Below are 22,119 nucleotides of genomic sequence, written 5' to 3' on the forward strand. Positions count from 1 at the left end.
TAAACGTTAACCGTAATGTTCGACCAGCCCTTGTTCTTTCCATTCGGCTTAATATGATATGGTGTCGGTATCTTGTTATCCGTCAACCAAATGGCGGTATGCCCCAGGCTTGTTCCGTTCGGATACTTCTCGACAATCGCCCGATAAATCGGACGTTTCGTTCATCGACCAGTATCGACCTTGTATTCTTATCATAGTAATAAGGCAATGGTGGCTTACCATTCGTCCACATGCCTTTCTTAGCTGCTGCTTCTTTTCCTTGCTTCATTCTGCGCTTAATCGTTTTATACCCAATTCTGGCGGAGATGGACATAAAATCAAACGATACATCGTCATCGTTCACCTCCAGATCGTATATCTTGCTTGGGGTGATGATTACCGTCTCCGAGTTCAAGAATGGATCTTTAATGAGTGCCCAATCCTTATTCTTTCCACGGCCAAGACGCCATGACGACCACACCATCATACAATTTGTCTTCAACATGCCAAAGTTAAAAAAAGCTCCCGTGAATAGCCACGAAAGCTTTTAATATTTTTCACCATCCCCCCACCAATATCAACAGATTAACATACGAATACGCCCCTCGCTTACCTATATTGATGAAGAATGGATCAATTCTATTCGGTTTGCAGGTTTGCAGGTTTGCAGGTTTGCAGCATTCATTCCAAATGGCTCGGCTTCGGCAGACACAGACGGAACACGCTTCCCTGTTCTGGTACAGAGGTTACCGAAAGGCTGCCTTCGTGGTCTTCTACTATTTTTTTACTGATATATAAGCCCAATCCTCTGCCTTGAATTTGCCCGGCTTGCTCCACCCTGTAATATTTAGTAAACAACCGCTCATGCAATTCTTCGGGGATTCCCATGCCATAATCCTTTACTTCCGCGAAAAAAAATGGTCCGTCTTCTCCTATGTGGATATCTACACGGTTGTGTCCGGGAGAGTATTTCTTGGCATTGCTGAACAGATTGTACAGTACCTGGATTAATCTGCTCTGATCAGCGTAGACAAAAGCGTCTTCAACCTCGGAATGCACATAAACATAATGGGAGGATTTCAAATTCCACTGTTCGGCCATCTTATGGACCAGTTCAACCAGCGATACATATGTTTTGTGATAGGTAAGCTGGAAGGACTCTATCTGCTCAATATCCAGCAAATCGTCAAGCAGATTGGACAGCCGGTTGCCTTCGGCACTAATAATCTCCAAAAAGCGCATTCTATTCTTTTCAGAGAGATCGTGTTCCATCAGCATTTCCACATATCCCATCATCGTCATTAGAGGAGCCCTTATTTCGTGGGTGACAATACCCAGCCGCTCTATCCTCATTCTGTTCACCTGTTCCTCAGCACTGCAAGCCCTAAATTCCAGCAATATACCATGATTCTTCATCTTGCGGGAATCCATTACCGGATTGAGATACAGCGAGAACAGCCGCTCCTCTTTGCGGGCATACACAAACTCAATCCGCTTAAAGGACATTTCCCCTCTTAAAAAATCTTGTATACTCTCAGTTAGGGTATAAGCCGCCGGTTGAATATATCGTTCCAGCGCTTGGGTTACATCCGTAAGATTTCTCCCTGTCATCTCCCCCAGAGCGAACCATTCCTCTGCCTTGTTGCCTATGTAAACAATTTTCCCCCCGAGGTCGCATAGAATGATGCCTACCTCCGAGGATTCCATATCCCGCGCATTGCTCCGCTCTCTCTCCAGCACTATTTTCACCATCACAACTCCCTGTTTCACTATATCTTCTCATCGCATATATACTTTGGTTTCCCTGTCCTCTTTTCCCCAAGGATTGTCATAATGGACAATGTCATGGTCTGAAATTTCCTTGCCGATCCGGGACTCAATCATTTCCAGTTCACTGTAGGCCAGAATGGAGTGCTTCATGCCCAACTCTACAATAATGACAGAACCCGCTTCAACCGGGAACTTAACACCGTTTAGGCATGCCTCGCCCGCACCGTCAATAACGGTCCACACCTCTTTGCGCAGGGTATGCTCATGATAGCTGAGAAAACAGCCCGCAGAAATAACAATCCGGTTTGTGACCACGCCGCCTGCATTGGATTGCTTGCGTGACAGCACCGTTTCCCTTCCCCACCACCTTTCTTCAAACCGGGAGGCGATTTCAACTTTCGCGACCATCTCTTTAATGTCCGTTGACGCTTCCCGGTCCGTAACCAGAATGCCGCCGGGACCGGCTGCCACGACGATGTTAGGCACATTCCATATGCTGACAGGGATATCCAGCTCATTGATGATATGAGAATCAGCGGACAACGGACACACATATCCGTTCCCGCTCACCCGGTTCTCCATCACTTCCGAGAGCGAGTTCCAAGTCCCTATATCCTTCCATTCCCCCTGAAAAGGAACCGCTACGATCTGCTCTGCCCGCTCCACGATCTCTATATCGAAGCTGATGCGCGGGAGCCGGCTGTACATGGCCCGCAGCTCTTCATAGTTCACAGGCAGCTTCCGCCTCCGCAGCTCAGAGAGTATATATTTCAGCCGGAACACGAAAACCCCGCAATTCCATAGAGCACCCTCATCAATCAGCTTCTGTGCCTTAGCCGCCGCAGGCTTCTCCACAAAGGAATGAACAAAGTAGGCGCCGGTGCTTTCGTAGGCTTGCTGCAGAACGATGTAACCAAACTTGGAGGAAGGTGTACCGGGAGCGACTCCCATCAGCACCATATCCGCGCTCAAGCTCTCCAGTACACCGGGGAGTTCACTTAAGGTCTGAAAAAAAGAATCGTCGGTATAACCATCCACCGGCATAACCCCGACAGTCTCCTCCGGATCACAGCCGGCCTCACTGTATAAATACGCCGCCGCCAAAGCAATTGCCGGAAAGGTATCTCTGCGCTCCGGTTCCTCTACAATCGGAGCTTCCTTGCCAATCTGTCCATGAATAAGCTCACGCTGCCCGCTGCTGGCCGAGAACAGCGACACCTCTGCCAGCCCCGCATCTGAGATTTGCCGCCATACCCGCTGCAGCATACTCTCCTGCCTTCCCTCGTGCTGCAAAACCGGTAAAAACTGCTTCGGACGATGGGTACTCGATAAAGGCCATAAGCGTTTGCCCGCTCCGCCTGACAATAATATTAGCCGCATACTCCCACTCCCTTAATGACAATGACAATTTATTTTATATAATTAACTATAGGTAATATTTTCAATCTATTTCTGCAAGGAGGATTCATGATGAACAACAAAGTACTTCTTATTGATGATGAGAAAAACCTAGCCGACATGATCGCTATTTTCCTTGAAGAGGAAGGATACCAGGTTACAAGCTTCCACCATGCCAAGGAGGCGCTGCAGTCACTCAGCACATTTGAGCCTGATGTTATTATCATTGATCTCATGCTGCCCGAAATGGACGGCAACGCGCTGGTCAGGGCGTTCCAGACGCGTTCCTCCACACCTATCCTGATGATTTCAGCCAATACCCAATTGTCGGAGCGGATTCGCGCGCTCAACAACGGAGCTGACGATTTTCTATGCAAGCCCTTCAGCCTGAAAGAGCTGAATGCCAGAATCAAGGCGCTACTGCGCAGGTCCTCTGCTGTCGCACAGCTTCCACCCTCTCCGTCCGATCCCCCGCAGCAGGACGAGATCGCCGTGAATGAGTATAGACACAGTGTTTTTGTCAGTGGCAAAGAGATCGAGGTAACCAACATTGAATTTGAGATTATGAAGCTGCTGCACAGCTATCCCGGCAAAGTATTCACGCGCAATGAACTGCTGGACAGGATAAGGGGAAATAATCGCGCTTACTTAGACCGCACCATCGACGTACATATTGCCAGCCTGCGCAAAAAAATTGAAGCCGACCCTAAAAATCCGCGTTTCATAAGAACGGTCTGGGGTGCCGGATATAAGTATGTTTTATGAAGTCCGCTTAAATTATAGAGACCGCTCCAACTTCCGGTTTTTGCGCAACGATCTGCTTAGAGGAAGCATGTACATCCCTCCGGCCAGTACACCCACAACCAGCAGCCCAATGCCAAGCCAATAGTGGCGGCGAAGAATGATGACGACCTTCCCGCTTCCGCTCTCACTGGTGATAAAACCCGTTGTCACCCCGTTGACGGCGATGCGGGCCCGCTGCTTGTCCCCGTTCAGTTCAAACTCCCACAACGGATTCGGCGATTCGATTTCATTGATCAGCAGCCGCTCATGCTCCGGGTTATTCAACGTAAATCTGCGGCTCATCGCGTTTTGCCGTTTGAAGTTAATTTTCTCCTCTTGCGGCGGGGTGATGAAGAATGAGGCGGCATCGTTGCCTTCGGCAAGCAAAAATTGATCGAGCATAATCATGTCCTTATACGGGATGACCGAATAGTTTTTCATCCGGAAGCTGCCATCCGCCTGGGTATCCCCCCGTGCCAGAACCTGAAGCTGCAAAAATGCAGTTCCTTCCGGCGCTTTGAGGATCTGCTCATAATGGTTCCATTTATTTTTGTAGCTTTCCTCGATTTCGTCAATAAAGGCCGTTGCAAGAATTTCCGAGTTCTTGTTGAGGAACACAGCCTTGAGGTGCCGGTCCGGCGCGTTCTCCGAAATCGCATCGAACCTTACCAGATACTCCTCGTTCGCCGCCGCCGGTATTTTGGCAGAAGCATAAGTATACCAGTTGGAAGAAAGGGTTGCCGAGTACCGAAGCTCAAGCTGGCCCTCCGACTGCTGCATCTCCGATTTGCCCAGGCTGACCTCGGGATTTCCCTCAGAGGGGGGCTGTCCGGAAGCCTCCGTTGCGGCGGCAGGCTTCACTTCCTTCGAATCCAGAAGGTGAAAATCCTTAACCGAGCTTAGCGATGGGACAGCGCTTTTGAACGTGATCGACAAGGTATAGCTGCCTTTGGTCAAATGCATGCCTCCGATTTCCTTACGGGTGTAGTCCGACAACACCGTGGGAAGCGAAATGAGCTTTTTGGCAAAAACCTCCTGCAGATTGTCGGTTTCAATGACCTTGTCTGTGTCTGAATGCCCGCTTTGGCTTGGCCCGCTCCGAATGGTTCTCGTCACAACGGCCCCTGTCGCCTTATTAGTGAAGGTTACCGTGAGAATACCGGGATAAGCGGCTGGTATATTGGCAAGCAGCGCTGCTGAATAATCTCCGGTTTTCAAAATTTCCACTGTCCTGCGCAGCTCACCGTCCTGGTAGCTGATTCCGCGTCCCATGCTCAGTTCCGGGTAAGCCCGCTCGCTCTGCACATTCCCCGAACCGATAAAGTCGTTCTCGGCTTCCAGAAGCATGAAGAGCTTTCCCCGGTCAACCGCCTGCCTGACGGGAAGAGCCAGCTCCTCGCGTTCTTCCTCAGGAACGATTGCCAGTACGTTAACCGCATTGAAGCCTTTCAAGTTCGTTACGGAGATGTCCACCTCCCCTTTCGGCAGCAAATGCTGTCCCAGATCCACCCATTGAAACTGATTGACACTGGCATCTTGCGTGGGAACATCCACTGTTCCATCAGGAAATGCTACACGGAGGGTTCCTCCCGACCGGTTGACGAACACCCGTGCATACACCTGCGTCAACTGCTGCTTGGCTACGGTCTTATGCATAACGAAGGTATTGGGCTTCTTGTATGCCCCAAGATCATCCAGCTTCATGTCGTGGATCCACCAGTAGCTTTTCTGCTCCGGCCGCTGCTCGGTCAGCAAATCAATCCGCATCCACTTCGTCTCTGGCGGCGTTACAAATTCCCCGTAGAAGCGGGCCCCGTCAAAGTTGTTTTCTGTCGTCGGAGCCACCACATAGCTGATGTCCAGCTCGTCCACGCTTGCGTTGTAAAAGCGGACCTTGAAATGCAGCTTATTGGTTCCGCGGCCTGAGGCCGTAATTGAAAATTGATAGGGGTTGTTCTCCTTCGCCTCCATCAAACCCGATTTGGCGACCTGCCAAATGTTATTCGGCTTCCCCTCTACAATTTCCCCGTGTAGCACCGGCAGGGGATTGTCCGGCCCGCGGGGAGCAGCCTGCACACTGAACAGCTCCGGGTTGTCTGGAGTAAAAAATTTGTCCGTCTGCAGCACCTTATTGAAATCGAGGACGGTGTTTCCTTTGATCCGATCCAACAAATAGGCGGGAACATCCAGCTTACTCGTTGCGAAGGTAACGGCCGTACCGGCATTCATATCCATATCAAACGCATAGTTATGGATATTGCGGGAGGCCAGATACCACAGCCAGTCATTGTTGGACAGCAACGTTTTGGACCATTTCAAAAAAGGATTACCATCCTCAATGGCGTCGAACGGATACAGGTAATGATCTGCCGGAAGCTGCGACAGCAGCAGATCATTAAAGGAAGCCGCCTCCACATAATCACCTTCGTTGACGGACTGCAGGAGAGGCAGCGCAGGATTCAGCCCCGGAAACAGCACACCGTACTTGGAAAATCCAAAGCCGGGCTGGTGGCTGTAGCCTTCCATGCGGCTGAAGCCATACGGAGTAACCACCTTGTGCGGGATAACAGACATGTAGGGCAGCTTGTCCGCCAGCTGGTACAGGGTGAAATACGGGTTGCTATAGGTATTCTCAAGTCCCTGCTGCGCATCCAGCATTTGTACATTGAATGCCTGCCGCATCTCCTGTCCGGTATATTCATGATGGTAGGCAAGCTGATTGATTCCGAACGGAACAAACAGCTTCCCCAATTTGGAGCTGAACCCGTTATCCAGCAAATATTGGAGAAAGTTTATGTAGTAGGTGATGCTCGGCTCATTGCCTTCATGATGGAACAGCGTATTGGCCGGCGAGGAGTACACCTGGAAATCTCCGGTCGCTTTTTCCATCCAGGTATCTCCCTTGTTCCACGCCGGTGTGGCTACGCCATTGCTGCTTTGGATCATATTGTCAGCGACCGGGAAATAGAGCACCTTGTCGTCCGATTGCGTGGAGTCCGGCAGTTTCCCGGCTAATTGGCTGTATTCCTCCGGCACCTTGACCGGTTTATAGTAACCCTTGATGAATGTGTCCCTCAGCGGTTGGACATATACCCACAGGCAGCCGACCACTGCCAGCACTGCTGCCGTTTTGAACACACGCCCGAAGAAAGGGCGCTTGATCCGCTCAAGCGCCTGAAGCAAGCCGAAGGACAGCAGCACGCTGAAGTTGACAGCGATGAGGCCGACGATTTTGTTCGGATCACGGAAGATGGAGCCGATCACCGGCGTCTTGGTCACAAGCTGCACGAACATGCCCGCAAATAAGGGAATGTTGACCCCCGTAGCTATAACGGTGAACAATACCGTCAGCAGCGTAAACATCAGAATCAGGGAATACCGGAGCGAACAGCTCAGCATGGCCCAGCCAATCAGAGCCAGCAGCACGCCGCCGCAGATGTAAAAGGACAGCGGCAAGGAGGACAACGGGAACATCGGCCACCAATAGCTGATCAAATACAGTACATTGACGGGACTGCTGTTTCTACTGAACAGCGTCAGCGTGTCCACCACATTGATGTTGTGCTGGGACACCTGCGCACCCATCAAGATGCTGCCAAAGTACAGAGACAGCCAGTAAAAGCTGAGCAGTCCGAAAAACAGGCCAAATATGGCGCCTTTGAGCAAAAAATTCCGGTACAGCGCGCCAAGCATAGCCCGGCCACTTTTCCTGTGAACCCAGCTCAGTTTGATCAGCAGCAAAATTGTGAGCATGGCCAGATAGATGAGACCATAAAAAAAATAATGAATGGCTGCCGCACTGACGGTAAATACAGCGGCCAGCATAAACAGATCAATCACGTTGCGGCGGTACAATTGGTGGAAATTGTAGTTCTCGATCCGCTGTATTTGAAACTTCGGGTCGAAGGCGTTCAGGAAAAACATCAGCACAAGCGGGAACAGGCTGTACCCGCACAGCAAATATACATGTTGAATACGGAAGATCACCCAAGGGTTCAGGGCATAGAACAACGCACCCGGGAGCAAGGCGATAATGCGGACAAACGTAAAATGTCTGGAATAATATACGCTGACCAGCCGTTTAGTGAAAAGATACATCGAAAGTGCCGAAACGAGCAGCACGCAGGTGATGAACGACTTAAGCAGAACCGGGCCACTGTCCCCGCTGGCAAGCGACAACAAGTAAAAGGGAAGAATATAGAGCAGCCGGGGCGCGTTGAGCAAGGTTGAGGTCGACCATCGTTCGTTCCAGACACCGACAATTTCCTCCATATAACGCTGTGATGTGCCGCCAAAGTCCAAATCGCTGAACACAATCTGTCCCTTTCCGTAAAGAGGAAGAATATATAACAGCACAAGCACAATGATCGCACCGATGGCATAAAGATCGTATCGGTATATCCAAATCCTTTGTTTCAAGACGAACGCATCCTTATTTGTTGTTATTCCACATCCGGCTTCCCGTTTCTCTTCCGCCGCTGCTTCTCCCGGCCAATGTATGAGCGCAGCAGGGCTGCGGCCCCGACAAAGCTCAGGCAGCCGTACATGAAGAACATCCCTGCCGCCAGCAGCGGATGCCGGACATACCGCTTCATGTTAGCCCGCGTATACAGTACAGGGCGGAAGAAATACCAGCGCTCCAGCGCTTTGCGGAAGCCCCCGCGCTCCGAACTTAGCGTCCGGTCCATCACTGAAAAGTAATAGGCTTTTTTGCGCAGCAGCTCCCGCAGCAGCACTTTTTTCTCATCATGATACACACGTGCAAATGTTGCGCGGCGGATAATCCCTCCTCGCTCAACATAACGCAGCGTGGGCTGAATTTCCTCAAACGAGATTTGTTGCGCTTTGAAGCCGCCGGTGGAGCGATAGGCCTCCATCCTCCAGAACCGCGCTGCCTCAATTGAGCGTTTCCCGAGAACTTCCCCGCCGTTGTTAATGACATTCCGTTCAAACACCTTGACTCTGGATATAAAATTGTCAGCATCGGTGTATGCTTCTTCGGGAATGACAAGCGCTCCCACTTCCGGATGAGCCTCGAAATAATCAATGACTCTCTGCACCAGATGATCATCCATAATCATATCGGAATCAATCACAAGGATATATTCGCTGCCCGCCTGCTCCGCGGCCTCCACCGATTTCACCCGCGCAATGCCGCGTTCCCCGTGAGGCAGCTCCAGCAGCGAAACCGGGTACGGACAAGATGAGAGCTTGCCCTTAAGCCTGGCAACTGTATCATCAGTGGAACCGTCGTCTCCAATCACAATGTGCAAGCCGGCGTAATTTTGCCGCATACAGCTCTCCAGACACGCTTCCGCAGATGAAGCATTATTGTACGTGGTGAATATAACTGCTGCTTTCTTCATGCTGCTGCCTCCTCCCGTTCCCCCGGCTCAACTGGTCTATCCATGTACTGAACGCAGCTCCCGTATTGTTGAAATGATAGTTCAGAGAAAACTGGTGCGCCCGCCGGCGTATAGACGCATACTCGGCGGTGTTTCCCACCGCCCGCTGCATTTGCGCAGCCAGCCCAAGCACGTCTCCATGAACCGCCAAGTAACCGCATTGGCCGAAATCGGTGGCATCCATCAATCCCGCCGTATTGCTCACGATGCTCGGTGTGCCTACCGCCGCCGCCTCCGTGACGGTCAGCCCCCAGCCCTCGCGCTGCGAAGGAAAGACGAGTGCATGGGCACGGCTCATCAGCTCCAGCTTCTTGTCCTGCGTCACAAAACCGTAGAAGAGAACGTCCGCGGACTGCGGACCTTCCCGCGCCCCCTCGGAACTCCCGTCCCATTCCGCGCTCCGCAGACCATACTGCTGCATAACGGGCAGCAATTCCTTATGTACATACGTTTTGTCAGTCTTCCCGGCAATCCACAATACGGCCTCAGGATGGTTTCGTTTAAATTCTCCAAAAGCACGGATTGCCAAAGCTATTCCCTTGTATTTGACAAACCGCCCGACATACAGAAACGTCGGCCGCGGCTCTTTGGCGGAGAACCGGTCCTCGGGCCAGTGCTCAAACTCGATTCCTTCCGGTATAACCTGTACCCGGTCCGGATGGAAGCCCAGGCGCAGCAGATCGTTACGGGTGGATGCAGATACCGTGATCGTCCAGTCCCTTCTTGCCAGACGGAGCAGCAACGGCTCCAGCACATACCCGAGTACCGCAAACGGCAGGCGCATATTGTGAAACCAGATCTCTCGGGTCAACTGGTGGATAAAGAAGATCCGCTTGGACTCCGGTACCCATAACCGGGTAAAAAACTGATGGGTATTGCACTGATTGACGACAAAATCAATGTGCTTACGGTTCCGCCAGTAATAGCGCATCGCGTGAAGAATCACACTGAGCCTGTTGCCTGCCCGCAAATAAGTGACCCCATCTGCTTCCTCCTGCAATTTGGACCCGGCAAAACGCGGAGAGAAATGAATAAAGCGGAACCGGCCCTTGGCTGAGCGTTTCAGCATTTCATGCGTAAACACTTCTGCCCCGCCGCCATTCGGGGAGAACACGTCCCTCCAGGATAGCAGCAGAATGACGGTTTCACCAGAATTAGCGCGCAATGTTCTCATATAATGCTTTCTCCTTTATTCGTCTGAATCCAACAATAGCATCAGTAATAAAACCGGCCGCAAACAGCCCGTATATGACAACCTGCGCCAGCAGCAGCTCATCCGGCGTGCGGTGCCAGACGCCAAACGATAACACCAGCGCCGCCGCACCTGCCGCCATCCACAGCATAAAGCACCTGCGCCCCGTCAGCACATGCAGGTGTACAAAGAACAGTACTACCGAAAATAACCAATATACCGCGCCACCGAGGGGAAGATAACGCGCCGCCTCCACATAGGCGGGACCGAACAGCAGCGGAAGGGAGAGCGGGAACAGCCAGGCGGTCCCGGCATAGACCATACCCGCGCAGACGGCCATATAACCTCCAAACCAGAGCAGAATTTTCCGCAAGGCCGGCAAATTCCCGGCCTGAGCGCCAATTTTGGGGATAAATACGGCGATGACGCTAAAAGATACGAAATAGACGAGCTGGCTGTACTTTAATGCAATCGCATAAATACCAGCGTCCTCTGCCGCATAATGCTGCACAGCCAGCATGTCAACCGAAGTGAAGAAAAGGACGAACACATTCATAAGAAGTGTATTTCCCCACTCCCGGCCCAGAGGCTTCCACGGACGGTCATGCTTCAGAGCAGCTTGGCCCTGTCCGCCCCGCAGGCTCCCCCCCTCCATTAGCAAGCCATGGGCAAGGGAGAGCAGCATACCAGCGCCAAGTGCAAGCATCATCTGCCACAGTTGCAGCCCATGCGGGACAAAGCTGAAGAAAACAGCCAGCTTGCCCGCCACCTCAAGGTAAAAATTGATGTTAAGCGCCTGCAGCCGCTCCTTCCCCTGCATGATCCCCCGGAACAGGCTGACTATAATGTGCAGCGATACGACAGCATACAGGAGGAACAATGGCCCGCCGCCCACTGCAAGCGCATTGCCGAGCAGCGGATGTAGGACGGCCAGCGCTACAAACGCACCAGCTGCAAGCAGCGCCGTCAGAGACGGAAGAAAGGCTCCCCCCGGTAAGCCGGCACCCGGTTTATTTTGTGAAACGAGCTTGGCAGCCATCAGCTGTACGGACAAGCCGAGCACGGACAGCAGCGCGAACAAAGCCAGCAGTGCGTTGGCCTGCCCGTATTGTTGTTCCGGCAAATACCAGCTTGCACTAATATGAAAGAAGAAATTGAACCCGTTCAGCAGCACATTAAAGAACGGAAAGACGAGCACCCGCCATTGTCGCAGCATCCCTGACATTCCCGGCCTACCTGATTCGCCGGTCAAGCCGCCAGATGTTCACAAGAGAGCGCACAAAGCCGAACGAGTCTCTCCAGACATCAATATGCGAACCGTCGCGGTCAATGCAGGCAACAGGCAGCTGGAACACGCGGAGCTTAAGCCTTTTGGCGATAAACATCATTTCCAGATCGACAGCCAATCCGAGTTTTTCTTTTAAATGGGGAAACAGCTGCCTCACAGCCACTGCACTGATCACCTTCAGCCCGGTCTGCGAGTCAATGACCCCTTCCGGCAAAAAGGGCTTGGACACAAGCCGCTTGCCCAGGCTCATCCAAAAACGCAAAAGTGGACGGTTTTCAGCCGAGCTGTCTTTGGTGCCGATAATGATGTCATAATAGCCCAGCTTGACAATATTGATCATCCGGGCAATATCCTCGATAAAAAAAGAATCGTCTGCGTCCACAAACACGTAATAATCCGCTTCAATCGCGCGCATGCCTTCAAGATATGTACCGGCTTTATGGGTATTCCTCCCCAATTTCCGGGTGTTCATCAGCGGAATGACATTTCCGTTAATCCGGTTGTCAGTCAGACTTGTCTGCTGCTCCATCCCCTCCAGCAGATCTGCAGTCCCGTCCTCGCTGCCGTCGTCGATTAAATAAATAGACCCTTCAACCAAATGCAGCCGGATATACGTTTGCAGACGTTCACAAAAACGGCGTACATGCTTAAAGCGCTGTTCCTCGTTATATACGGACAGAATAAATGCGATATGCGGCGTTTCTAAGGGATACTCCGGGTAAAGGAGCCTTTTGATTTCCGCCAGCAGCCTGTCCCTGGAATTCTCCTTCCAATGCAGCAGGCTGGTCCTTCCCACTCCCCGGATGCGGATGAGGTGGCTGTCATTCATGACAGCCCGCATATCGGTAATGACGAGCAGGGGAAGCTGCGGCAGCGTAACACGGATAAAATTGGAGGCCTCAATGGCCTGTTCGGGCTGAGCATAATCGACAATACCGCAAAGTACAGAAGAAAACGACTCTGCCGCGTAGGGCTCCTCCATAAAAACTATGGATTGGAATTGAAATATTTCTGCAAAATCAATGTTCCTTGCCCTGTCTGTAAAAATAACAATATCTCCCACAATAGTTTCCTCCATATTTTTCTACCTTCATTATGCAAATCAAGCCTTAAAAATGTTTGCGCGAAAGTATAAAAGAGTTATGAAGATTTTTGTGCTTTTTTAACAATTTGCGTGCCCTTTTGACATGAAACCGATCTGCAATGCGAATCGCTTTCGGAAAGCATTAAAAAAACTCCCACCAATATTTATTAGTAGGAGTTTTATAATCATGATTCACACGAATATCCCATCAATGACAGGTACGTAAGAATCAATAACTAGCTATACCCAATAGAAAGGAAGACAGGCTTGATGCCGTGCTTGGCGATTTCAAAAGCAACTTGGGTAAAGCAAAGAGGAGGAAAGAACAGGGAACGTATGAGTTGTTCTACTCCTTGCAGTATGAAACATGAGAAGAGTTCTTCCATATTTAATCTCTCTGCCTTCCCTTCGGTTAGTCAGTTTGATAATGCTCTTCTGATACTTTTATCAAGATATTCTTATTCTTATTCCAGACGAGTTTTTGTCTAATCCCGGAGTTTGCATCTGCTTTTTGCTGATTTAACAAGTATCCATCATACACATCAAATTCTGAAAGCATCTCTTCGCATTTTACTTTAACAAAATTTTTGGCAGAATCATCCCATACATATAGTGCATAACTATTATTGAAAGTACCTGAATTTTCCAGAAACTGAATATCTGCATAGCCATCCATATTAACATCTAAAATTTTAATTACATCATAAAAATCTCCATATGTAGATAATGTCAGCAGATTTTTGGCTTTCTCATTTTTCAGGGTAAAATGATATTGATATTCTTCGTCGCGGCTTAATTCAGCAGAATATGTTGTTCCATCTTTGCCTTGAATGATATCATATTCCGCATTTTGGAACTCGTTTTCATTGTAGGAAATGGTTTCGTTAATATAAGTTGTAAAAGAATTGGCGCATTTTATTTTTAGTTTTTCCATCTTATAATTCGCTGTAGGGTTATTTTTGAACAGATAAACGTCTAAAGTGCTATAATCAGATTCAACTAAATAACAAGTATCACTGTAGCAGACTACATAATTCGTAAGCCCACTTCCTGTTACACTATATAAACCGATGATTCCAGAATCATCGGTTACATTGTTATAAATCCTTATTTCCTCATAATCAGGAGACATACTGCCTAAATATGATATGACACTCTCCTTGTTTGGGAAATTTTGCTTTTCTATTACCCGAACTTTTATGTTTATATAAGTTGCTGACCCAGAATCTCCTTTATCGATTTCATACTTGTATGTTTCAGTATTGTCATTGCTTGTAACAGAGACTATATGATAATCATCAAAATTAATAAAAAGTTTACCGTATTGTAATTCCTTATGAGTTTCATCTGCATATGTTTTAACATAATTAGACGAATTACTGGTTGAATCTAGTTGCCTATTTGTTACTAGATTATTGCAACCAACTAACATCAGTGCAGCCATAATAATTATTCCTGATGCTATTTTTCTCATAATTCGTAACCCTTTCTCACTGAATAATATTAATTCTTACCCTCAAAAACACTATAGATGTTTTTGGCGTTATCTGCCCTAATTTTAGCTTGTGCATCAGTATCGTGCGGCACTTCATACTTGTAACACACTATACTACCTGCACCATATGCGGCATCGACTCCATTACTTTTACTATATTGGGATTTCCAACTATTGTAAACATATTTGTGACTTCCATTAATTTCTTTTACAACCATTGCATTCTCTGCTTGAAGGCATTGTGTTGCTGTTGGATAAGAATCTTCTCCACCACACACTTCAATATAACACTTAATTAAACTCATAGTGCGTGCACCAGTCCATTGACAAGCTCCAAGCCCAAATTTCCCTTTATAATTTACTTTTTCTAATTTTTTCAACACGTTATATGTCTTTTTTACTCCAACCTCCGAAATGTGTCTCCCGGAAAATTCCTGTTTATAGTTAAAATTATCATCCATATATTTCAAATATTCGGGTTCATTTTTTTTATAAGCTGAGCTTTCAAAATAGCCAGCAGCTCCCTCAGCTAAAATATTACCAAGAACGCCCGCTACAAATGCTGGTTCAAATCCTTTGTCAAGTAAAGAAGAAAGCACAGCTACCATTGTCTCCTTTTTGGATTGAGCTATACTTAAACTGCTATCATTTCTGAAGTTGTCTATAATGTCATTACCCGTTGCCTTGCTACTATCTTCATTTTTCTGATTATTGTCAACATCCAGGTTCTCCTCAGTCTTTTCAGTAGATGGTTTCTCTTCATTTTTAACCTCTGGATTCACATTCTTTGTTGATGGTATTTTCAATACCTGTCCAACCTTAATTGTATTTTTATCTTTAATATTATTAAACCTTACCAATTCAGCTTCAGATACATTAAATTTTATTGCAATTCCGCCCAAAGTGTCATCTTTCTTAACGGTATATGTCTTTTCCTTTGCTACCGCTCTCTGTATAATCTTTCCTTCACTCAATTGGGGCTGTGTTACTTTAGAACTCACCTGTTGTGTACTTACATGACTTCTGTATCCTTCAGTTGCTGTCCTGCCCATATCATCAGCTTCTTTTTCCAAAGCTCCATTATCGTTTAAAAGTGTTCCTGTTTTTAACTGTATGCTAGATTCAACTCTTCCCTGCTTTTGTTGTACAGCATGCCAGCCCTCATGTGGAAGGTTCCTTTCCTGCCCGGGAGCGATATATATGTCATTTCCCTGAGTATATGCCAAGGCACCAACCTGCTGTGGCTTATCAGAGTTTTGATGTACTTTGACATCTGAAAGGTCAATGCCGGATAGCTTTTCAAGTCCGGCTTTTAAATTGTATGGTATAGCTGAGCTTGAAGCAGCCGTATTGCCATCATCCTTTTTCATTTGCAACGGATATTCTTCATCAGTATTAATTCCTGAAGCTTCATTTTCACTATCTGATTTACCATCTGAATCTTCTTTAATTTCTGAATTTGATCTTTCTAATACAATTGGCTTCATCGCAACATTAGTCTGCTCTATATTTTTTTGCCGCTTACGTAGCTTCGCCTCCTTTCTTATTGTTACTGCTTGCCGATATCCTATAGTAGACTGCAGAAGCTGGAATTCTTCACTTGTTATGGAATCCTGATCATTAAGCATTATTTGCAGCAATTTCTTGTAATCTGTTGTTCTTACATTTTTTTTATTTCCAGCAGGCATCTTCATATGATTATTATTCACAGGTTTAAATGCCCTGCCTGAAGCTGGCTCTGGCTCTGTTTTTTTTACTAACATCTTGCTCTGCATTAGATCACCCCCATAAAATCCATACAATTATATGTGAATTTTTGCGGACTTTTAACAACCATACCACTATTTATGTAAATTATTACATTTTTAAATCAAAAGCATTTACAGAGTCTTCATATTCGCTCCAAGTTCACGTGCAGTTTCCTTCCGAATGTATGCTGAACTCTGACCCTATAACTCATACAAAAAGAGTCCAAAATTTTTCATTCACCATATATTTACACAATTTGATACATATGCTATGTTAACTATGAAAGCGCCATCATGAATCGGTAGATTGATAAGTTATTCATCAAATTTCATATCGAAAGGAAGATGAAGATGAAAAATTTGCTCAAAAAAGCAAGCTTGATGATGCTGGCATTTTCTCTGCTGCTTGGATTATTGATGACAGTGCCCGCTCATGCAGACACCGCGCTTTTCACCATTGAGGGCGAAAACGCTCAGCTCACCTCAGATCTTCAAGTGGCGACTCAAATTTACGGACAACCTAAGCCCGGATATTCCGGGAGCGGATTTGTCTGGATGCAGAATTCCGGCACAATAACCTTCACAGTGACTGTCCCGGAAACCGGCATGTATACAATCTCCACCCGGTATATGCAGGAGCTCAGTCCTGACGGCAGGCTTCAATATTTATCCGTTAACGGCGTTACCAAAGGTTCGTATATGCTGCCCTACACGACCACATGGTCGAATTACGATTTTGGCTATCATAAGCTGAAGCAAGGAAGCAACACCATCGAGCTGAAGGCCGGTTGGGGATTCGCTTATTTTGACACCTTCACTGTGGATTATGCCGCTCTTGATCCCTTGATTGTCCAGCCTGTCCTCACGGATTCTCAAGCCACACCGGAAACTCAGTTGTTGATGAATTATTTAACAGAGGTGTACGGCAAGCATATCATCTCCGGCCAGCAGGAAATTTACGGTGGCGGAAATGACGGCAATTCTGAACTCGAGTTTGATTGGATTCATAATTTAACGGGAAAATATCCGGCAATCCGCGGCTTCGATCTTATGAACTATAATCCGCTCTACGGCTGGGAGGACGGTACAACCAGCCGGATGATCGATTGGGTGAATAACCGGGGCGGGATTGCGACAACTTCCTGGCATATCACCGTGCCCCGGAATTTCACCGCGTATCAGCTCGGGCAGCCTGTGGATTGGAAGGAGGCCACCTACAAGCCAACGGAAACCAATTTTAATACAGCGAATGCGGTGGTTCCCGGTACAAAAGAATATCAATACGTGAAGTTGGCCATTAAGGATTTGGCGAAACAACTGCAGATTCTGCAAAATAACAATGTGCCGGTTATTTTCCGTCCTTATCATGAGGCAGAGGGCAACGGCGGGTTGAAGGGGGAAGGCGCGTGGTTCTGGTGGGCTTCGGCAGGCGCGGATGTGTACAAGAAGCTGTGGGACCAGCTCTATACCGATCTTACGACAACGTACGGCTTGCACAACTTGATCTGGACCTATAACAGCTACGTGTATAGCACTTCTCCTGCATGGTATCCCGGCGATGGTCAGGTGGATATTGTCGGCTATGATAAATACAATACGATCTACAACCGCTATGACGGTTTGTCTGGTGTACCCAATGAGGATGCCATTACCTCGATTTTCTATAAGCTTGTTGATTTAACCGGCGGCAAGAAAATGGTGGCCATGACGGAGAACGACACCGTCCCAAGTGTACAGAATCTGACAGAGGAAAAATCAGGCTGGCTCTATTTTCTGCCCTGGTATGGCGAGCATCTCATGAGTACCGCCTTTAATTATCCGGCCACCTTGAAAACGATTTATCAGAGTAATTATGTAATCACGCTGGATGAGCTGCCCGATTTAACAGTTACAAATCCAAACCCAAGCGCGTCCATCACACCTGTAAACGTCGAGTTTGACAAATATGCGCCTAATCAAAGCGACAAGACCGTAACCGTGAATGCTAACGGCAATACGTTAACCGCTCTCCGGGAAGGCGCCAATGCATTAACAGTAAATCAGGATTATACCCTGAGCGGAAGTACGCTGCTGCTGAAAAAATCATTCCTGGCCGGGCTGCCGGTTGGCGAGCATTCGATCGTCTTTGATTTTAATCAAGGACAAGATCCCGTATTAAAAGTCAAAATTGTCGATTCAACTCCGAGCGCAACGATTTCGCCTGTGAATGCGGCATTTGATAAAGCGGCGAATCTGCAGCAGGATATTCCCGTATCCCTTGCCTTAAACGGACACCAGCTTGCAAGCATAACGAATGGAAATTATACTCTTGTATCGGGCCAGGATTATACGGTATCAGGCACATCTGTCGTTCTGAAGAAATCGTATCTTTCGACTCTGCCGCTGGGCCAGAGCACAATAACCTTTCATTTCAGCGCAGGAAATAATGCTGTTCTGGCAGTAAATGTAGCGGACAGCAGTGTTCCTGTACCTGCAGGGAACTTGACGATCCAGGCCTTTAACGGCAACACGAGTGCCTCCACCAACGGAATTTCACCCAAGTTCAAAGTAATCAACACCGGAAATTCGGCGATTCAGCTCAGTGATGTCAAGCTCCGGTATTACTATACGATTGACGGGGACAACGCACAGAGCTACTGGTATGACTGGGCCAGTATCGGGAGTGCGAATGTAACCGGCACATTCGTGAAACTGGAAACTCCGGTTGCCGGAGCCGATTATTATCTGGAAGTTGGCTTTACAAGCTCGGCTGGAACGCTTAATCCCGGCCAGAGCGCAGAAATTCAAGCACGTTTCTCCAAAACCAACTGGTCCAATTACAACCAGGCTGACGATTACTCGTTCAAGGCATCCGGCAGTCAGTTCGCAAACAATGAACAGGTTACCGGGTATATCAACGGTCAGCTTGTATGGGGGATTGATCCGTAAGGAAGTAAAAAAAGGGTTGGATCGGGGGTTCCCCCCTGCTCCAACCCTTTTGATTCAATTCTTATTTTTAAAATCCTTAATACTTTCATAAGGGGTAGTCAACAAACCTTACACAACTTAAAATATTATGAAATATTCATTGTCTTTGTAGAAAACCTGCAAGTTGAGCATGTCTTCTTAAAGTAACTTTAATAGCATCTTTGATTGAAGAAGGTTTTGTATTTTCTGAAGAATACGCCTTTATTTCAATTATTAATTTATTTTTTTGCACTTCTTGTTTTTTAATAAAGATATCAGCTCTAACTGAATTAAATTCACTTCTAATCTCATGTTCATGTGTAGCGTTAAGTCCACATTCATTTAATATACGAGAGATTCTTTTACCTAATCCAACTGGGTTTTCTGTAATATTCGCATACCATATTCTTGCATCTGCAGCTCTTTGAGATTCACGTTCTCTTAAAGGACTAAAATTATATGTTTGCCAATTATCAGAGATAACATGATAAAAATGAGTTTCTCTAAAGCGTGTTAATGAAGATATCGGAAGATTGACATGATCATTTTCTAGGTTTAAACATAACCTATGCAGGTCAGCAACACGAACTGGAATTATTCTAAAATCGAAATATAGTCTTGTTCTATTGAATTCACGTAATGGGAGTTGAAGTTTATCGTCTTCATTTAATTCTCGATACCAAGCTTCCCAATTTAGTTTGTAACCTTCACGGGGTTTACTGAATTGAAGCACTCGTTGGTTGCGTGTGCTATCTGCCACTGGCCACATTAACACAACCTGATACTCTGATAAATTATCTATATCATCAAGATTTGAAGCTAATAAATAACCTACTTGTTCAATTGCAGCCCCAATGGTACTACATTCAATACTAACAATCTTTAAATCATCTTCTAAAACACCAAAATCGGCCAACGACTTTTGCGAATTATGAAAGGAGAATGTCTCTTCAATTATTAAAGGCCACTCCTCTTTTCTTGGGCCTTCTATGCTGAAAGTATTGTTAAGTAGTATCCTTTTATTTCTACTCGTAGCTCTTATCAAGAGTTCTTGAAAATCCTTATTAGTAGTTAACCAGATAAAAATAATAGGTATTGTTCGAAGATCACCACGGTCTAATAAACTTAAATACTCTACAAATTGAGTTGGTATTGTTTCTCTTCCAACTACACCTTCTTCATATTGATCTACTACCGCTATTAATATTTTATCTAAATTATAAAGTTTTTCTATTTTTATTCGTTCAAGCAACGCATCTTTATTTTCAATTTCATCTCTTTTAAGCAAGAATGTAAAAGTACCCGGGATATGAGTACTGATTTCCCGTACTGCCGAAGTTTTACCAGCCCCACTTTCTCCATATAATGGTAAAAACCGTATGCCTCCACTTATCTCCATTGATTTACTAGCGTGGTTTATTAAAGCTAAAAGCTTAGAATTGGGAATAAGTCTGCCTCTATATGCTACATCAAGATCCTCATATCTTGATGGTAAACTAATTCGCTGACTCATGTTTATTATCTCCTCTCAGATTAATATAAACATTTATTGGAACTTTTCCACTTCTTATTAATCAACATTTTTTCCAATATTACTAGATTTAAAGTACTACCAATCTATATCCGCATTACGATCATATTTTTCCAATTTTTTAAACTTTGCTAATTCTGCTTAAAAAACACTCAAATCAATTTCCATCACTATATCTTTATTTATTGAATTAAAGGCTCGTGTAAAACCTGATTTCTCATAAAAGTCAATTAATTTCTTTGTCTTGTTATTCCATTCCTTATCTATCTCTCCAGTAATACGTTCCTGTGGAATCACAAAAAGAATCCCATTTTTATCTCTAATCAGATTTCCAAAAGTAAACCGAAGTAAATCAACAGCAAATTTACTACTATTAAATTCATGATGTATCTCTAAATCTTGTACATAAAATAAACTTCCAAATTCAAATGGATCATCATCATAAATACCTCGCTCCAGAATTTCATCAGCTCTGGAGCCAATCACTGCATGGTCTCCATCTAAAGCGTCTAGCCAATACGCCCAAGATTCATCTATTTGTTCTTTCCACTCATTAGGAAACTCGGTAATGACCAATTTAGCCAAAACGATTTTGTCTTCCTCTTTGTTTATCCAGTATTTTTCTGTGAGTTGGTGTATTACTGTTTCAGTCAGTTCATATTCCTCTCTTATCAGGTCAAGAGATGAAATAACTTTAATAAAATGATAAATAGGTCTCATATCTGCGCTAAAGTCAACCTCTGGAAATTCCAAAAAAGTACAGGTGGATGAATATTCAATAAAAGGAGATAATTCAACTTTCATTTTTTCATTCAAGTCGTCAATTTCCATAAACATTATACTCCACCTCATTTAGATTATTTTAGTTAACTGTACGCAGTGGCTACCCACCAGAAAAACGCATTAAGCTTGAATTATCGTTGTTTCACTTATTTCTACATATTCTATTATTTTCCTTCATTTTTCTCCAAATTGGATCAGTATAAGAAAATTCGATTGAGGAATTTTCTTTATTTCAATAAATATAGATCTACCCAATATTATAATTCTGACTGATAAGGATTAGCATAGAGGTCGAAATGAATTTCAGCGCCTATATTATGTACAAAATCAATTATTTTTTTGTTTATGACCAGTGCAGGGGTATAGCCATCGTTCATTGTAATTACAATCATGAACATACTTTGTAAATTGTATTTTTCACTAAAATCTGCAATGCTGCTTTCTTTACCATAAAGTTTGTTCAATACCTTAAATATCTGTTCCTCAACATCTAAAGAGTCTTCATACTCAGTCCCAAGCTCCCATACAGTTTCATTCCAAATGTGTTGCGAACTCTGATTGAATTTAGATGAATATTTCCGCTCTCTCTTCTCTCCCTTAACATGAGCATGAGTGGGTTGTAATTTCAATTCATTAGAAACGTGGTATATTGGGAATTCATCACCGTACAGACTAAAATATACTTTTACTTTTGTCATATCCAGATGAGCACCTCCT

General features: G+C 45.9%; 15 protein-coding genes. 2 read left to right on the forward strand and 13 right to left on the reverse strand.

Going from position 1 to position 22,119, the window contains the following annotated elements:
• Window positions 1-82 precede the first annotated feature (82 nt).
• The 3 genes from AC0LWN_RS05335 to AC0LWN_RS05345 all read right to left on the reverse strand — a co-directional run bounded on the left by AC0LWN_RS05335 (window position 83) and on the right by AC0LWN_RS05345 (window position 3,129).
• On the reverse strand, window positions 83-466 hold the full coding sequence (locus AC0LWN_RS05335) for a recombinase family protein (RefSeq protein ID WP_474663504.1): 384 nt from the start codon (window positions 464-466) through the stop codon (window positions 83-85).
• Window positions 467-660: 194 nt separating this feature from the next.
• A complete protein-coding gene (locus AC0LWN_RS05340) occupies window positions 661-1,749 on the reverse strand; it encodes a PAS domain-containing sensor histidine kinase (RefSeq protein WP_474663505.1) in 1,089 nt (362 codons plus the stop codon).
• Window positions 1,750-1,758: 9 nt separating this feature from the next.
• Window positions 1,759-3,129, reverse strand: a complete 1,371-nt coding sequence (locus AC0LWN_RS05345; protein WP_474663506.1) for a sugar phosphate nucleotidyltransferase — start codon at window positions 3,127-3,129, stop codon at window positions 1,759-1,761.
• 90 nt (window positions 3,130-3,219) lie between these two features.
• On the opposite strand from AC0LWN_RS05345, the gene AC0LWN_RS05350 reads away from it, so the two are divergent.
• Window positions 3,220-3,912, forward strand: a complete 693-nt coding sequence (locus AC0LWN_RS05350; RefSeq protein ID WP_474663599.1) for a response regulator transcription factor — start codon at window positions 3,220-3,222, stop codon at window positions 3,910-3,912.
• Between the two features lie 12 nt (window positions 3,913-3,924).
• Here the strand turns inward: AC0LWN_RS05350 and AC0LWN_RS05355 are convergent, their stop codons facing one another.
• The 7 genes from AC0LWN_RS05355 to AC0LWN_RS05385 all read right to left on the reverse strand — a co-directional run bounded on the left by AC0LWN_RS05355 (window position 3,925) and on the right by AC0LWN_RS05385 (window position 16,169).
• The gene (locus AC0LWN_RS05355; protein WP_474663507.1) at window positions 3,925-8,349 is read right to left on the reverse strand and encodes a hypothetical protein; all 4,425 of its coding nucleotides are present in this window, start codon (window positions 8,347-8,349) and stop codon (window positions 3,925-3,927) included.
• 23 nt (window positions 8,350-8,372) lie between these two features.
• On the reverse strand, window positions 8,373-9,296 hold the full coding sequence (locus AC0LWN_RS05360; protein ID WP_474663508.1) for a glycosyltransferase family 2 protein: 924 nt from the start codon (window positions 9,294-9,296) through the stop codon (window positions 8,373-8,375).
• A complete protein-coding gene (locus AC0LWN_RS05365) occupies window positions 9,259-10,509 on the reverse strand; it encodes a glycosyltransferase family 4 protein (RefSeq protein ID WP_474663509.1) in 1,251 nt (416 codons plus the stop codon). Before AC0LWN_RS05365 ends, AC0LWN_RS05360 begins: the two co-directional genes overlap by 38 nt.
• Window positions 10,490-11,743 carry a lipopolysaccharide biosynthesis protein gene (locus AC0LWN_RS05370; protein ID WP_474663510.1) on the reverse strand — a complete coding sequence of 418 codons (1,254 nt, stop codon included), beginning with the start codon at window positions 11,741-11,743 and terminating at the stop codon, window positions 10,490-10,492. The genes AC0LWN_RS05365 and AC0LWN_RS05370 overlap by 20 nt, the downstream gene beginning before the upstream one ends.
• Window positions 11,744-11,759: 16 nt before the next feature.
• Window positions 11,760-12,878 carry a glycosyltransferase family 2 protein gene (locus tag AC0LWN_RS05375; protein ID WP_474663511.1) on the reverse strand — a complete coding sequence of 373 codons (1,119 nt, stop codon included), beginning with the start codon at window positions 12,876-12,878 and terminating at the stop codon, window positions 11,760-11,762.
• Between the two features lie 433 nt (window positions 12,879-13,311).
• Window positions 13,312-14,373 carry a hypothetical protein gene (locus tag AC0LWN_RS05380; protein WP_474663512.1) on the reverse strand — a complete coding sequence of 354 codons (1,062 nt, stop codon included), beginning with the start codon at window positions 14,371-14,373 and terminating at the stop codon, window positions 13,312-13,314.
• Window positions 14,374-14,402: 29 nt separating this feature from the next.
• Window positions 14,403-16,169 carry a phage tail tip lysozyme gene (locus AC0LWN_RS05385; protein ID WP_474663513.1) on the reverse strand — a complete coding sequence of 589 codons (1,767 nt, stop codon included), beginning with the start codon at window positions 16,167-16,169 and terminating at the stop codon, window positions 14,403-14,405.
• 324 nt (window positions 16,170-16,493) lie between these two features.
• Between AC0LWN_RS05385 and AC0LWN_RS05390 the strand changes: the two genes are divergently transcribed.
• A complete protein-coding gene (locus AC0LWN_RS05390; RefSeq protein ID WP_474663514.1) occupies window positions 16,494-19,070 on the forward strand; it encodes a X2-like carbohydrate binding domain-containing protein in 2,577 nt (858 codons plus the stop codon).
• A gap of 136 nt (window positions 19,071-19,206) precedes the next feature.
• On the opposite strand, the gene AC0LWN_RS05395 is transcribed toward AC0LWN_RS05390, so the two are convergent.
• The 3 genes from AC0LWN_RS05395 to AC0LWN_RS05405 all read right to left on the reverse strand — a co-directional run bounded on the left by AC0LWN_RS05395 (window position 19,207) and on the right by AC0LWN_RS05405 (window position 22,100).
• Window positions 19,207-20,601 (reverse strand): P-loop NTPase family protein, encoded by a 1,395-nt coding sequence (locus AC0LWN_RS05395; RefSeq protein ID WP_474663515.1) that lies wholly within the window; start codon window positions 20,599-20,601, stop codon window positions 19,207-19,209.
• Between the two features lie 159 nt (window positions 20,602-20,760).
• A complete protein-coding gene (locus AC0LWN_RS05400) occupies window positions 20,761-21,450 on the reverse strand; it encodes a hypothetical protein (protein ID WP_474663516.1) in 690 nt (229 codons plus the stop codon).
• A gap of 209 nt (window positions 21,451-21,659) precedes the next feature.
• The gene (locus AC0LWN_RS05405; RefSeq protein WP_474663517.1) at window positions 21,660-22,100 is read right to left on the reverse strand and encodes a DUF4279 domain-containing protein; all 441 of its coding nucleotides are present in this window, start codon (window positions 22,098-22,100) and stop codon (window positions 21,660-21,662) included.
• Window positions 22,101-22,119: the final 19 nt, after the last annotated feature.

This window comes from Paenibacillus sp. sgz302115 (assembly GCF_056120445.1).